At 51.4% G+C, this 14,584-nt stretch carries 17 protein-coding genes; 1 reads left to right on the top strand and 16 read right to left on the bottom strand.

Features of this window, described 5'->3' with window-relative positions:
- Positions 1–8: 8 nt before the first annotated feature.
- The 5 genes from IPQ00_17640 to IPQ00_17620 all read right to left on the bottom strand — a co-directional run bounded on the left by IPQ00_17640 (position 9) and on the right by IPQ00_17620 (position 4,416).
- Complete coding sequence (locus IPQ00_17640; GenBank protein MBL0242391.1) at positions 9–686, bottom strand: DUF305 domain-containing protein; 678 nt, start codon at positions 684–686, stop codon at positions 9–11.
- A 32-nt stretch (positions 687–718) separates the two neighbouring features.
- Positions 719–1,072, bottom strand: coding sequence for a cupredoxin domain-containing protein (locus IPQ00_17635; protein ID MBL0242390.1), 354 nt, complete (start codon positions 1,070–1,072; stop codon positions 719–721).
- 268 nt (positions 1,073–1,340) lie between these two features.
- Positions 1,341–2,600, bottom strand: coding sequence for a cupredoxin domain-containing protein (locus IPQ00_17630; protein MBL0242389.1), 1,260 nt, complete (start codon positions 2,598–2,600; stop codon positions 1,341–1,343).
- 46 nt (positions 2,601–2,646) lie between these two features.
- The gene (locus IPQ00_17625) at positions 2,647–2,949 is read right to left on the bottom strand and encodes a hypothetical protein (protein ID MBL0242388.1); all 303 of its coding nucleotides are present in this window, start codon (positions 2,947–2,949) and stop codon (positions 2,647–2,649) included.
- Positions 2,950–3,021: 72 nt separating this feature from the next.
- Positions 3,022–4,416, bottom strand: coding sequence for an efflux RND transporter periplasmic adaptor subunit (locus tag IPQ00_17620; GenBank protein MBL0242387.1), 1,395 nt, complete (start codon positions 4,414–4,416; stop codon positions 3,022–3,024).
- Position 4,417: 1 nt separating this feature from the next.
- Here IPQ00_17620 and IPQ00_17615 point away from each other — a divergent pair, with 1 nt between their 5' ends.
- On the top strand, positions 4,418–4,576 hold the full coding sequence (locus IPQ00_17615) for a hypothetical protein (protein ID MBL0242386.1): 159 nt from the start codon (positions 4,418–4,420) through the stop codon (positions 4,574–4,576).
- Between the two features lie 64 nt (positions 4,577–4,640).
- Here the strand turns inward: IPQ00_17615 and IPQ00_17610 are convergent, their stop codons facing one another.
- The 11 genes from IPQ00_17610 to IPQ00_17560 form a co-directional block, all read right to left on the bottom strand.
- Entirely contained in the window at positions 4,641–5,255 is a 615-nt protein-coding gene (locus tag IPQ00_17610) for a hypothetical protein (GenBank protein MBL0242385.1), read from the bottom strand.
- On the bottom strand, positions 5,252–6,778 hold the full coding sequence (locus IPQ00_17605; GenBank protein MBL0242384.1) for a TolC family protein: 1,527 nt from the start codon (positions 6,776–6,778) through the stop codon (positions 5,252–5,254). The genes IPQ00_17610 and IPQ00_17605 overlap by 4 nt, the downstream gene beginning before the upstream one ends.
- A gap of 31 nt (positions 6,779–6,809) precedes the next feature.
- Positions 6,810–7,430 carry a hypothetical protein gene (locus tag IPQ00_17600; protein ID MBL0242383.1) on the bottom strand — a complete coding sequence of 207 codons (621 nt, stop codon included), beginning with the start codon at positions 7,428–7,430 and terminating at the stop codon, positions 6,810–6,812.
- A 295-nt stretch (positions 7,431–7,725) separates the two neighbouring features.
- The gene (locus IPQ00_17595; GenBank protein MBL0242382.1) at positions 7,726–8,370 is read right to left on the bottom strand and encodes a 4Fe-4S cluster-binding domain-containing protein; all 645 of its coding nucleotides are present in this window, start codon (positions 8,368–8,370) and stop codon (positions 7,726–7,728) included.
- Positions 8,367–8,558 carry a DUF2997 domain-containing protein gene (locus IPQ00_17590; GenBank protein MBL0242381.1) on the bottom strand — a complete coding sequence of 64 codons (192 nt, stop codon included), beginning with the start codon at positions 8,556–8,558 and terminating at the stop codon, positions 8,367–8,369. Before IPQ00_17590 ends, IPQ00_17595 begins: the two co-directional genes overlap by 4 nt.
- A gap of 14 nt (positions 8,559–8,572) precedes the next feature.
- The gene (locus IPQ00_17585; GenBank protein MBL0242380.1) at positions 8,573–8,971 is read right to left on the bottom strand and encodes a DUF1257 domain-containing protein; all 399 of its coding nucleotides are present in this window, start codon (positions 8,969–8,971) and stop codon (positions 8,573–8,575) included.
- A gap of 15 nt (positions 8,972–8,986) precedes the next feature.
- A complete protein-coding gene (locus IPQ00_17580) occupies positions 8,987–10,606 on the bottom strand; it encodes an AAA family ATPase (protein MBL0242379.1) in 1,620 nt (539 codons plus the stop codon).
- Between the two features lie 21 nt (positions 10,607–10,627).
- A complete protein-coding gene (locus IPQ00_17575; protein MBL0242378.1) occupies positions 10,628–11,074 on the bottom strand; it encodes a hypothetical protein in 447 nt (148 codons plus the stop codon).
- Positions 11,075–11,091: 17 nt separating this feature from the next.
- Complete coding sequence (locus IPQ00_17570) at positions 11,092–12,468, bottom strand: hypothetical protein (protein MBL0242377.1); 1,377 nt, start codon at positions 12,466–12,468, stop codon at positions 11,092–11,094.
- A gap of 352 nt (positions 12,469–12,820) precedes the next feature.
- Positions 12,821–13,549 carry a ThiF family adenylyltransferase gene (locus tag IPQ00_17565; protein ID MBL0242376.1) on the bottom strand — a complete coding sequence of 243 codons (729 nt, stop codon included), beginning with the start codon at positions 13,547–13,549 and terminating at the stop codon, positions 12,821–12,823.
- A 257-nt stretch (positions 13,550–13,806) separates the two neighbouring features.
- A complete protein-coding gene (locus IPQ00_17560) occupies positions 13,807–14,529 on the bottom strand; it encodes a hypothetical protein (protein MBL0242375.1) in 723 nt (240 codons plus the stop codon).
- Positions 14,530–14,584 lie beyond the last annotated feature (55 nt).

The following is a 14,584-nucleotide window of genomic DNA, read 5'->3' as shown; positions in this document are numbered from 1 at the left end:
GACCGGAACTATTTACTCCACTTTGCCTTCCACTCGCTCATCATCTTTATCTCGGCTTCTTGAGCTTTGATAATTTGACCGGCGAGCGTTTTGATCTCTGCCTTTTCGCTCTTCTGCAACGCTTCTTTCGCCATCGTAACGGCCCCAACGTGATGAGGAGTCATCATGTCGATAAACGCGAGGTCAAAGTCTTTGTCTTTCGAATTTGTAAGCTTTGCCATATCCATCTTCATGGAATCCATCATGCCCGGCATTTCCATGTTCATGGCCGCCGGTTTGCCCGCGAACCACTTCTCCCGCCAGTCTTTCATTTGGCTGATCTCTTTTTCTTGATCTGCGATGATCTGTGCGGCAAACTTCTTGATGTCGGGATTTTGCGTTTTGCCCTCAACCATCTTCGCCATGTCCACGGCTCCCTTGTGATGGGCGGTCATCGTATCGATAAACTGAAGATCGTACGGCTGGCTCGCGGCATTCGGTGAACTTTTCATTGCCGAATGATCCATCGACATGTTCGAGTTTATCGGCATCGAATTGTGATCCATGCCGTTCATATTCATTGATGAATTCGAGTTCGTCATCATCGCATTATGATTCATGGAATTAGCGTTGCTGCCCGTCTGACCGCAAGCGGCCAAGCCTATAGCTCCCAGCCCCAACGTGGCCGTTAACAATAGTGTTTTCATTTTCTTCCCCCTTTTAACTTAGGCGAGTTGTCTCAGCCCTCGCTAACGACGATGCTTCCCTTGTACATTCCCATTCCGCAGGCAAATGATATTTGTCCCGCCTCGGTCGGCGTGATGCTAACGACAACATCTTTGCCCACCGGCAGATTTTTGGTAATACCCAGCTTTGCAAAGACGACCTTGCTGCCGCAGTTGTTCTTGTCAGCACGGTTGAACACGAGATTTAGTTTATGACCCGCTTCGATGTCGATGGACGACGGCGAAAAGCCGTTCTTGTCAACTTTGACTTTGACCGTTCGTGTGTGAGCCTCGACGCTAGCCGCAATGGTACCGACGCCAACGACGCCGGCAACAAGTAAAAATAGGGTAATCAGTGATCTTTTCATAATGTTTCCTCCAATATCTGTCAGTTTTTCTTCGTAATCTTGATATTTACGTCACATATCTCGCGAATTTGCTCGCATGTGTAGTTCCCCTAGTCGCTTAATTCTTGTTCCATGTGACTAAATTCGTGTTCCATGTCGCGTATTTTTCGTTCCTTATCGCTTATTTTTCATTCCATGTGACTACGCTTACGCTCTATGTCGCTTATTTTTTGTTCCATGTCTTGAAATTTGCGTTTTATGTCACAGGGATTCTGTTCCTTATCACATCTTATGGCTCAATAACGACGAGTTTTCCTCGCAGCATGTCCATTCCGCAGCCAAACGCGATCTCGCCAGCCTCGCTTGGGGTGAATTCGACCATGACTGTCTCACCGACAGGTAGTTTCTTTCGGATCTTTTGCTTGGCGAAGACGACTTCGCCGCCGCAGTTCTCAGCGTCGGCTCGATAGAAGGCCAATCTAACGGGCTGCCCTTTGACGACCGAGATTGATGACGGCTCATAACCGTCCGATGAAACAGTGATCTTTGTCGCACCCGCCGGAACATTCGCCGCCTTTACAGCCTTTGCCGAACCTGCCGGAACATTTACGATAAACGGAATGCTGATGACCTTTCCGCCGCGCTGAAACTGAGCCCAAAGCTTGTACAGGCCGGGACGCGGGAAAGCAGTATGTGCCGAAACTTCATAAGCGCTCGGCCTGTTCGCCTCTTTCGAATCCGCCCCATGTGAATGGCCGTCGGCGTTATGATCTTTTTCCTCTTTATCGCCGTCCATCTTCATCCCGTCCATTTTTTCGCCCTTCGCCATCGGATGAGCGTGGACGAAATCAACGAGATCCTCACTGATGATGACGAAATGCGCTAATTCGCCAAGGTAATTCTGCAGGTCGGTAGCGGGCTTGTTGGTTTTGGCATCGAATGCCGCAAAATCGAGCGTCAATTCCTGTCCCGCTTCGATCTTTGCACTCGGTTTCATCACCACTTTCAAACCATCGACCGACTTTTCAAGCTTCTTATCCGCGACAAGAGCAACCTTCGACCGTTCAGCCCCGGCCACTTTGACTTCGATCCGTTCGACAACCTGCTTGGCATTTGGCGGTGTGAAGTCGGCGTATAACTTGTAATCGCCGCCGTTCGGAAATGTGTGCTGCACGCGGTATGAACCGTCGGCGGTCGGCTCGGGATGCACGTGGTAGAACTCTGCAAGATCGTTCGAGACGATCAGCAAGTGCATTGGCTTTTCATGAACGACCTGTAGGTCTTTCACGACCGCGTTCTTACTGTCCTTAACAGTAAAAACCAGCGTCGCCGCCGTACCGGCCTGTATCTGGCCCGGTTCCGTTTTGAAATCAACCTTAAAGGTTGAATCCGAATCGACCGTATTCGCGGAATTAGTCTCGCTGACAGCCGTATTCGCGGCATTTGCGTCGCCAATCCCCTGCGAATTTACCCCGGCATTGCATGCCGTTAAAAAGATGCCGAGTGTTGTGATAAATACGATCGTTCCAAAAACTAAAATTCTTCTCATAATTCTTTTCTTTCGCTTACTTGCCCCGCCAATCTCTTCTCTTGACCTATTCACCCGTCTGAGTAGTCCGCAGCTGATACACTCCTTCAATGACTACCCGATCGCCTTCTTTTAAACCTGACACGATCTCGTAGAAGTCCGCACCTTCCGCTCCGAGCGCGACCTGACGCCGCTCGAACGTCTCGCCACCGTCGAAGACAAACACAAAGGTCTCTGCCTGTTCACGAACCACCGCTGACTTCGGCACAGCCAGAACTTGCCTGTTGCCGCTCGTGTCGATAGTGATCTCAATAAAATTGCCATCCTTGAGTCGGTTGAATGGATTCTTGACCTCGTATATCACCGGCACTGTTCGTGTCTGCTCATTAACGGTTTGGCCGACCGAGAGGAGGCGTCCATCACCGTCAGCCGTACCTATCGTTTAAACCTCGCCGGGCAGAGCCGAAGATGTAAAACTTGCCCGTGTGGATTCTCGAACCGTCGTGAGGTCTTTCTCAAAAACCTGAGCTTCTAAAAGGACGGTGGACAAGTTGACGATGTTGAGTAATTCCGCCCCGCTCGCGACTTGCTGGCCGCTCGTGGCTTTGATCTGATCGATTATTCCCGTTATTGGCGATATTAACGGGAAATTCCGCAACGGCTGTCTGATGGTGGGAGAGCGGAAAATACTTTGTCCGGCCTGGGCGGATTTGATCTGCTCGCCCAACAAAACCACTTGTTTCTCAGCTGAGGCTACTTCATCTTCGATAACTTTTACGGCGGTTTGAGCTTCTTCGACACGCTTTCGCGGTACTGCCCCGACCTCCAAAAGGTTCTGCGCTCTTCGAAGCTCGCGCTGGGCCTGAGCCAGACGGGTCCTTGCTTGCCCTGCCGCGGCTCGTGACTGTGCCTGCTGCGACTGTAGCGAAAGAACTGTATTTCGCAACTCCAGCTTCCGAGCTTCAACCTCCCGCTGCTGCGCCTCGACCTCCAGTCTTTGCGTTTCAAGCCCGGTCTGTCCCGAAACGTCAAGCACCTGTTCAACGTATCCGATCTGTTCGCCGCGACCGACAGCAGAACCTAGAGATACCGCCTGATTAAGGACGATCCTTCCCGGTACCTGTGCGGTCACAACTCCTTTGGCATCCGGTCGGGCTCTAACCACTCCCGTGGTTTTCAAACCGCTCGTGATTTGCCTCGTGTCGATCAACTGAGTCTTTATCCCAAACAGTAGCTGCGATTCTTTCGGCACGGTGATCGTCGTTCCTTTCGGCAACTCGTTAACCGCTGTAGTTGAAAAGGCGTCTGGCGGAATCGCAGCCGTTTCGCGCGTCTGAAAAGGCGGAAGAAGATAGGCCAGAGCGACCGAGCTGAGAAAAAAGACCGTGAGAACAACCACTCCTACAGGGGCAAGTCGCCGGAAAGAAGTATCCCCTTTTCTTTTCAAAGCGTAAAAGACGACCGCGAGAGAAACCCCAGAAAGAACAAGCAGGACCAGAAGACCGATCCAAAAAGACGTCCGGATCGGTGCTCGTGATACTGTGACCGGAAAGTCGGACGAAAACGTCCTGTTGTCTTCCGTGGTTATCGAAAAAACTATTTTGTAGTCGCCCGCGCTGTCAAAAACATAAGTTCCCCGGTACAAACCGCCCAGTTCTTCCTTCGCCGGGATATTCCCGGCAACTACCACACCGTCAGGCCTTGTGATGCTAAACAAGACTGCGGCCTTTTCGACCGGAAGCGGCCCCGATCCGAATCCGCCCTGAACCGTCTCGCTCAATGAGACGAGAAGATGTCCCGTTTCACCGGAGCGCGGATCACCCGGTAGGCGTTTCATAATGACAGTCAGCTCTCCGCTGTCATTTTTCACATTCCGTTCGGAGGTAATCGTTGAGATCGCACCTGACGCCGTTCCTGCCGGAGCTTGTCCGTTGGCAGCGAAGGCTGCCATGAGACTCAGAGCGAACACCCAGACTGAGGTAAGGAACGATTTCTGAAATCGCCTAACACTTGGACAACCGGAACAAGCCTTGAGTATTAAGTTTTTGATGAACCTATACATTAATGTGCGTGTGCCTTACCGTACAGAGCCTGCATTGACAGAACATCGATCCGCACGGCGTCCGTGATCGCTTTAGCCAGATCATCCTTCGCACCGTTTGACTTGATATCAGCCCCTAGCAGCAGATCGTCATCATGGCCCTTTCCAGCAAACTGGCTGAGAAAACCGGCCGGCACGCCCTCGGCCTTGATCTCTTTGATCGACGGCGACCCTTCCTTGTTCTCATATATAACTATGATCTCCTTCCCGGCCGCCTTGACGATCGTGACCGCTCCGATCTGCGTTTTGGTACCATTCGCAGTGGAAAATCCCGGATAGGAGTGATGATCTTTTTCGGAGACTTTCCCGCCCGTGTCTTTTTCAATAGACGCGATCTGAGCATCGGTCAGCTCTTTGTGCATGGCCGTAAATGTCTGCGCTCCAGGAAGTGCCGCCTTGACCGAGGCCGGAATCTCATCGGCTTTCGCTGGTGGGGCAGCGTTATTTGCTGCGGTCGAGTTCGCTGGCGCCTTATTCGCCGTAGCGGTGTTAGCGGCAGGCGTTGTTGTTCCACTGGAACACGCTCGTGCTAGTAGGCTCGCGGCAATCAAAGTTACGAATATGAGTGTTTTCATTTTTTCTCCTCTTCTATTTTCCTTTTGGTCGTCTCTAACGAACCGATCCGTTCGGTTTTATTCTCGTTATTCGACTTCAAAAATTCTTCCCTGGTAAACTGTCTCGGCACTATCCTGGTATCGGGAAGGACAGATGTTGATCCCGGCATGAATGCGGATGGCGGCAGGGCTGCACCGACTGCTGCCTCGAGTGCTGTTAAGGTCGTGTAGTATTCTTCCAAAATCCGGTTATAATTCGTGACGTTCTCATTCAAACGACGCTGTTCGTTAACGACCTCGAACACCGAAAACTCGCCGGCATTATACGCCGCCCGAACGGTCTGTAGATTTGTCTCAGATCTCGGCAGGATTTGAGTTGTGTACAACACCAGCTTTTCTGCTGCGGCCCGATACTGGCCGTATGCAACTGCGACATCACGCCGTATTGTTGCCTCTAAGAATTCCCGCGTCCGCACCGCTTGAACCTGTTCACCGACAGCGGCTGCAATTCCGCCCTGGTTACGGTTGGACACCGGAAGATCTATCGACACGCCGAATGTGAGCTCGTTGTCTAAATTATTGGCACGCCCGCCTCCGGCCGATGTGGGCAGATCGGTAAATGCTTTGGTACGCGAAAAACGCACTGATGGTGTGATATCTGGAGCCGCCTCAGCGCGAGCCAAGCTCAGCCTGGCAGTTCCTAGCCTCTCACCGATCCGAGCGGCCTGTAAGTCGGAGCGATCGCTCAGTGCTTTTTGGGTAAGTTCGCCAAGTCCCAGATCGAGGCGTGGCGGCCGGTCGGACTGAGGCGCCAAGCGAAGCGGTTCCGCGACATCAGCTCCGATCAAGGTTCGAATTCTTAATAGGGCAGTTTCCAACTCGTTTCTTGCTTCGATTCTTTGAATTTTCAGGCGGTCGCTTTCGACTCTGACTAGATTCAGGTCGAGCGGCGCCACATCGCCTTCGTTTAAGCGTGCTTCCGTCACCCGAACCAGTTCCGCGTCAGCGGCCAGAAGCCTTTCCAATACATCGAGCTGCCGCGCGGCCGATATAGCCCGAGCATAATCCCGGCGAATTTCGACGGCGATATTCCGTTCGATAGCCGCGACCTCGGCCCGAACCTGTTGGAGTTCGAGTTCCGCAACGGCCCGTCGCTTTCCACGTTTTCCTCCGAGCTCAAAAGGTTGAGCCAACCCTGCCGAAAAGTCATACTCGCTTTCGCCGCCCAGAAAACGGGGGCTGCCGTATTCGGTACTAAAGACCGGATTTGGCCGAAGTCCGGCTTGAACGAGGCGCCCTTCGGCGATCACGAGTCGCTGCCGCGCCGCAAGCAGATCCGCCCGACGACTGCCGGCGCTTTCTACAAGCCGCTCGACACTCAAGCCATCCTGACCAATGTATTGAAGCGACGGGGCCGGAGTCGGTACGGGCGCGGGAACAGTTTGCTGGGCGAATGCCGAATGAAAGCTGACAAAAAAGAGGACGGCTAAACCGAGCTTCGCTAGATGCCCACCTACGATCGCTAAAATATTCCTTATGCCCATGGAGTGTCGGTAAACGATGTTCGCTAGATTCTTACGCAGAAAGTGCTTCCTCGTTAACTCCAGGGCCAGCGGCGAAACGCCACACGAAAAACACAAGCCCGAAAAGCAAAATTATTACAAGCAAAAAGACAACGCCGATCACCAATTGCGTGAACCAAGACGTTCCGCCCTCGGCCGTAACCGCGGGCGGCTTTACTTCGATTCCGGAAAAAGTGGCGGTGTCGGTTTCGCCATCGTGCGAGACGTTAGCCCGCATCTTGTAAACGCCGGACGGCATCGCCGGAAAGGTCACGCTGTATGTGCCCGCCTGTTCGCCAGCCGCAACCGTCGCATTAAAGACCGCACCGCTCGCCGATTCGACCTCGACCTTTGCATCGACAAGCTTGAAAGGTTCATTGGTCTCAAATTTCGTGATAAAAAGAAGCCCGGTCGTAGGCTTGTCCGGCTCCATCGAAGGGTGCTTTACCATTAGCTCGAGTTCGCCCAAACGAGTCGAATGGGATACAACGCCCTTCGCGTTCGCCGTGGACTTTGGCTTCGCGTCACCATGATCCTCGCCGCCATGGGCGAGCATCGCGGTAGGCGAGACAACCGTGAACAGGACGCTACCCAGAATAAAAAAACCAAAAAATCGTGCGATCTGACCTCTCATATATTGAAACGTAAGGGCAATAGCTGTACCACTCGCTTTATCCGATGTTTATTGGGTTTAACGGGAGTGTTCGACGAAGCGATGCGGCCACGATGTCTAATAAGAGACAGCAGTTGTCTGTTATCAAACACCAAGGGCGGGTAAGCGAGATCTTACGTAAACCAGCTTTCTGATTTTGAAAATCGAATGAGGATTAGCACGAGATTTGCGACTGCGAATATGACGGGATGCCATGAAAAACTTTGGATGATTTTTCGTGTAGATTGAAATCAATGAGAGACTAGACGGGCTCAACCTATTTCTGCTGTAACAGGCGCTGATTCGATGACCCTCGATACTCCCCTGTTTCAGCGACTAGAGATGATTTAAAAGGACCGTCAATGAGCAAGTCAATGTGGGATAGAGTATAGGTGATGCTAGGGTCGTCTTTTGTAGATAAATACTCGATAGTATTGCCCGTGTAGACGACAATGTGGAAGCCAAGTTTATTCAGTCTCAACACAAGTTCCGCCACGGAATCAGATTGATCAAAAGGCTCGCCTCCGAGAATTGTTACACCGTCGTTTTCATAGCGTTTTGAAACGATCTCTTCGAGAATTGAGGAAATAGAAACCTTTTTCCCGTTGTGGCGATCATGAGTTTCGGGAACGTAGCAACCTGGACAACGAATTGAACAACCCGCAACTTGAATCACGCTCCGACGACCCGGACCATCAACCACCGAGTTGTGATATATGCGATGAAGCCAGATGTAATGGCGATCATCCTTAAGGTTACCCGGTTCCCAAGACTGACCTTGCATCGGCTTTCCGCAATTCAAATTTTGGGAAGTTCCAAGGTCGTCTCTGAGATCGATCAGTTGATCAGCGGGAATGCCTGAGACTTCAGCGGTAAGTTTCCCACTGTCTGGTTCGAGTATGAAGGTGATCTTATTACTCATCGTAGTTTATTGGTCTGTTTGACACTCGGCGTGACAAAATACTCTTGCTTTTTAGTCTCAATAGAGGGGTCACCTAAAATCTCCTTCAGATGTCTAGCAGCCTTCTCGCACGCAGTCCCTTGATACCCTTTTATCTCGGTTTCGCATGTTCCGCGTTCGGTATCGATCTTGAATTCAACTTCGGGCATTGTCGGTCGCCTCCTCAGTATTTGATTCTTATTTTCAGAGTTTTTCCGATTCGTTCTTTAATAAGCGTGCCGCCGAGTTTCTTGGCCATTTTTCTTGCAGCTGCTTCGTGATAGCTGTTCTGAAGTCGGACGATAAAGTCTTTTCCCAAGCGAAACGACAAATCCATATCATCAATTACTGCGACATAACCTTTTGACGATTTCCGGAAGCCGATATCTCCTAAAAGCGATTGTCCCCGTACTTCACGACGCCTGATAACGACGTCCGCCGTTTGTGGATCGCGTTTATCCCATCCTTCGAGAGGGATGTCAGTTCCTACAGTCGGCGATGCGAAACCACATTCGGCCAAGGCTTCGAGAAGTAACTCTCGATTCGGAAATGACTGAGAGTCGAATGTCATGTATTTACTCATTTAGATTCTCCGTAATTAGAGTTCATAGATCCGATCGGTGCGGTTTCCGGCAAGGCCGGTATTTTCGATTCGTGAGCCTACGCCTTTGATATTGTTCCGAGCCCATTTGCGGATCTCTTCGATCTTCTCGCTCATCATCTGGGCAGTAGGCGTGATGTTCTCGGCGGCTTTAATAATGTCGCGAGTCTCGGCCTGTCGGTCGCCGTCAATGAAGGCTTCAAGAACTCCGTCTTGTACTGCACCTTCGATCTCCGCACCAGAGAAGTCCTTGCTCTTTTCTACGAGTCTTTCAAGATCAAACTGCTCGGCATCCAGTGCTCTTTTCTTTAGGTGAACGCGGAATATCTCTTTTCGGTCTTCTATTTCGGGAAGATCAACGAAGTGTATATATGAGAACCTACCGATCCTGAACTGTTCGGATTCGAGCTCTCGAACATCATTCGCGGTAGCGAATACAAGAACATCCTTGTTGTCCTGCATCCAGTTGAGAAGATAGGAGATGGTTCGCGCCGTTTCGCCGCCGTCGGTCTTGTTTGACGACTTCATGCCAGAGACGGCCTTCTCAAACTCACTGATACCAAGAATGCCTTTAATCGTGCCCGCGATAGATAACGCCCGCTTTATCGACATTGCTGACGAACCGATGACGCCGCCTCCCTCACCCATGATCGAGCCGAAGTCCAAGTCGAGCAGTGCCCGATTCGTAATGCTCGAAGCAACACGTTTACAGAGATCCTTTCCGCAACCAGGAAGACCGACAAGCAGTATGCCTTTGCATGGTTCGACGTGTCGGGCCTTCGCTCTCGGACTGAACGTGTATGCTGCACGTTCGAGGATTGCTCGAAGCGATTGGTAGCCGCCTAAGTTGCTTGCCGGTTCAGGATGAACATAGGTCAATGAACCGCTGCCTCGAATTACGTTCTTCTTTTCCTCAAGAATGACATTGATCGAGTCCTGATTCAGGCCGTTACAGCTAATTACTGCCTTTGCAACCACATTGCTGATCTCGACTGCTGTTAGACCAAGTAGAGATTGCTGCAGTGCGTCCTGGGTTTCTTTGGTAAGGCTAATATCGAGCCCGTTGGATCGTAGGTTTTCAAACTGAAGTTCGATCGAGTCTTCGATCTCCGACTCCCTCGGAAGGTCGAGTTCTATTTGCGTTACTTCCTTCTCCAATGTTTTGAGTTCGGGAAAGTTCGGGCCCACGAATAGAACTGTGGCCTTCGTCGATTTCAGCTTCCAGGCGATCTCGCGAAGTCGTCGAACCAGTAAAGGGTCCTCCTGCCCATACGGTGAGATATAAGGAGCGTAGTCACACAGGAGGAAAATACCCGTCTTCTGCTCGCTAATAAAGCCAAGAAGACTTTCGGGATCTTCCGTATCGCCGATCGTTTGAGGCGAGCTAAGCAGTCCCTCTTTCGGATCGACCACCTTCTGAAGACCGCTTGGGCGGCTCCAGAAATAGAGAGACTTTTCCTTATGCCGCTCCTGAAAGACGAGATCGATCAGCGCCTCTCTTACGCGATCTTCTTCGAAGGTATTGATTGCGATGAGCGGATATCGGGCTCTAATCCTAATATCGAGCTCGTGCAGGAACTTCCGGATGCTGTCGGCACCCGCTTCTATTTCGGACATTATTTGTTTACTTTGAAGCGTCTAAGAAACGGATTGGGTGACAAGACGGCGGTTGTTGCCGCCGCCGCTACCATTATTTCTCGTGTAGCCATTATGGCTAGGGTCGCCGTGCGGCTTTTCGGTATTCGTCATTCGCTCTACCTTCTGCATCTCTTCCCGTGATGCGATGCCGTTATCGATCTTGAAGCCGAGATTCGCCAACGCCCTGCCCACCGCGCTTGTCTCGCCGTTCTCGATGAAGGATGTGGTGTTTACATAACCTTGACCTCGAATCTCGAAAGCGTGGCCGGTCGAGCTTGGTTCGGCGTCATCCCGAATCCGATAGGCAGATGCTTTGATACATACGAAGCCGCTGTCTTCATTGAGTCGTATGATCTCCGTGACAATCCGGCCGTCTGGGTATCTCTCATAGAACTCGGTTATTCGTGCGTGGACAGGTATGTACTTGCTCAGGTCAAAAGTCGCCATTGTTTTGCCTCGTGTTTTTATAGTTCCAGAGCGGTGAGGCGGTCTTCATCGAGCAGTTTCTTCGAATGGACGGATGTCATCCTCAGAAGATCGCTCAAGGCCGTACGCATCTCCTCAGGCGAGCGCTGCTTCGCTTCCCGGCCGGCGGCAGTCTGCAATTGTAGAAGCACGCTTTCGAGAGAGGTATCACCTGTGAAGTTCATCAACTGATACCATTCGCACATCTGTCGTGCGCGTTTAGCTAATGAACCCGATACAAACTTCGCATCCTTCATGCGTTCCGCCATTTCCGAAGCTGATTCAAAAATGTTCGCAGTTATCTGTGCAAAGCCTTCCTTGATCGGAGACACAGCCTCCTCCGCTTCACGCTGTGCGGCCTCGATCTTCATCTCGCGGATCCGTTCCTTTACCTCGCGTTCTCTTCGGGTTTCAGCAGTCACCTCATCGACCTTTATTTCTTCGATACGGCGTTTTGCATCGATCTCAAGATCGATCTTTATCTGCTCAGAATTTATACGAGTGGTTTCGAGCGCAAGAGATTTTGCGAGGTTTCGCTCGGCGATCATCTCCGATCCTAGAATGATCACCTTCGGCTTCATGGTTATCACGAGACCATCGCGTATCATCTCGCGTGTCGGAACCATTCCGATTGCCTGTGCCGCAACCGCATTGACGAACTCCTCTCGATCAAAAGGTTCATCGCTTGTCGCCTCGAACCTGTCGGCAGAATCTCTCGCAAGCTGATAGAAACTGTCCTGAAGGATATCGAGGATCTCGTCGTATTTGGAAAGAACCTCACTCTTTGCTGCGGCGAGAATTTCGCAGGCTTGAAGGTATGTCTTTTCGAAAGATTCAAACGCGGTCCAGGGAATCCACTTGTACTCGCTCGTTCCCCAGACGGTCTCGCAGAGGGTGAATCTGAAGCCAAATTTATTGAGAGCGTTATGAGCCTGGGCCGCACCTCGCATCAGGCGATTCCGATAGACATCAGGCAGCAACCCCGCTCGCGGCGGACTCACTCTGACGGCCGCATTCTCAGGTAGCTGAACTCCGAGAGTTTTCCATTCCAGTTGCCGAACAAGACTACCGAACCCTCGACAATCGATATTCATGAAGATGCCTTCACTTTCCAGCGTCGATAGATCGAATGGAAGAGATTCAACCTCTTCAGCACTGATACCCAACTCCGTCGCAGCCCGGTCCTTTCTGGTTTCAAGCCGAGCCAGTACTTCCCTGGCAATTTCAGATGGCTGTTCCACTAAAGAATCTCGGGAAATTTCTTCGTTCGATGTCTCCTCGGTCCGAGGACCACCGAACACGTTTCGGAGCACCGAAGATGCTAAAGATGGCAATAGCTGCGTGCCGGCGACTCCGGCAGATGTTTGAGTTTCCATTCGCATCCTGTCCACCGCTTAATTTTCAACGATTCCATATTGCTGAAGACACTCGGATAATGGCCTCGGGACGTGATTTTCATCTCGAAGGACTTTGAGCCCGTCAATATCAACGGATTCCAATTCACTGAGACAGAAATACCCCCATTCGCGCTCAAGCCCGGCAACATAGCCAAAGAAGCAAAAATCGTCTATATATGCATCGCCTTCTGTCACAAACCAAATCCATCCGCTCAATGGAAATTGGAACACGGCATATACGGTCGGATTCTTGTTCCCCTCTTGGTCACTGATCCGTGGCAGGACACTTTCAATTTCTTTTGGTAAGAGTTCCGACATAACCGTTTTTGATCTACAAGTTGCAGTGAACGTCAGGCACGGCTGATGGAGTACAGTAGGCGGATCTAGTACTACCGCTCTCCAGATCAAAATAGACCGCAAATCGCTTGAGGGTACGTGTCAAAAGCATTGACGAAAGCATCTCCGCCATTTCGACCGCCACTCGCTGATTCACGTTAAGCCCCTGCTCACCTAGTCGAACGCGCTCGGGACACGACGCATCGCTCTTGGCTTCAACTTTTTCTGGCTTAAGAAGATCGGAATGTTGAAGCGATGGTGCCGGGAGTGCCCGACAGATACTCGTTCCCGTAAAGTACTGCTCGGGTTTGAGTGCCTTTGTCGTCGAGCCCAGCAGCACCTGGCCCGATGTCTTGCCGTTTCCGCCGTCTATCCACCATACCCTCGACGATTCACCGTAACTTCGAAACTCATCAAGTGCTCGATGCATCTCTCGGCGAGCTCGGTAATTATCGACGCAGCCGACAATGATCGTGAGAATCCGATAATCACTGTTCGAGTTTTTGAAATGTTTCTCCGGATCGAAACTCTCGCACGAGAAGCTTGTTTCAATTCCCCATGCCGTTGTAACCCGCTCTGCAAGGGTCTGGGCTTTGTATCGCCCGACCTCTGCAAAACAGAAATTGCTTCGCGGAATGTTATTGGCTTCGACTATATCTGGATCGACGATCAGCAATTCTGCGGATTTGTAGGTCCGAGCGATTTCGCAGTCCGCTCTACACACGCCGCAGGTCGTTTCTCGACAGTCGCAGGTCGCGTCTCGCAAGTCGCAGGTCGAATCTCGAATGTCGCAGTTCGAGGTTCGCACGTCGCAGTTCGGAGTTCGTGAACCGCATCTCAAATATTGGAATTCGCAGGTTCTTTCTCACATTTCGCAGGTCGAATCTTGCGTTCCGAAGTTCGTATTTCGCGACTCGCAGGCAACAAAAAGCGACCCGAAGTTCGGATCGCGAGGCTGAAAGCGGACATTTTAAACAAAAGTTATTTTACTTTCTTAAACTCAAGCCCTTTAACCTGAGCGTATTGCGGTGAACTTGCTCCGTAGAGCGATTTAACGTATTCCTTGACCAGCTTTTGGCGCTCGTAGATGCTGTCGGCGTCGTCGTAGAGTCGGGCATCGCGCGAGGCCATCGAGTTTTTCCATGCCGGCACGGCGCCGATGACATCGTCGTTGGCGGTTTCCATATCGGTATGGAGCGTTGTGTTCGTGGCGACCGTCAAATGAGCTTCGTTAGGCGTGTAGAGCGGTTCACCAGCCGCTAAAGCGACCATTTGGCCGAACGATTCGGCGATCTGAACATAAGACTGATGCGACACCGAGTTTCCTTTTGATTCGTCGCCGGGCGTGTTCGGGTCGTCAACCGGTTTTGCTTTGGCTCGGGCGCCGTGGACCTGACGCTGATAGGTTTTCATGTTGTCCACCTTGTTCGCGGCGGCACCGCTGGCCTTGAACGCCGCAAGCATCTGCGTCGTGCGCGGACGAACTCCGGTGTAAATGTTCTCGCGATCCGCAACCTTGTTTTTCCACGGCACGATACTGGTCTGAACACCGTCCATCTCAGTCTCAACATCGGTCAGCAACGTGGTCATCGAGGCAACCGTGAGATTCACGTTCGAAGGCTTATAATCGCCCCCAAATCCCGTACAAGCCGCGATCATCTTCTGCCAGTTTTCTACGTTCTTTGCGTGTCCAGTTTCAGCCATAGTTTTATACTCCTTATGCGTCTTTTCGGACAACAAAAAAAGCTAATAAGCGCCA

The organism is Chloracidobacterium sp. (assembly GCA_016720705.1).
Taxonomy (GTDB): Bacteria; Acidobacteriota; Blastocatellia; order Pyrinomonadales; family Pyrinomonadaceae; genus OLB17.
This window is presented reverse-complemented; position numbering and strand designations above follow the sequence as displayed.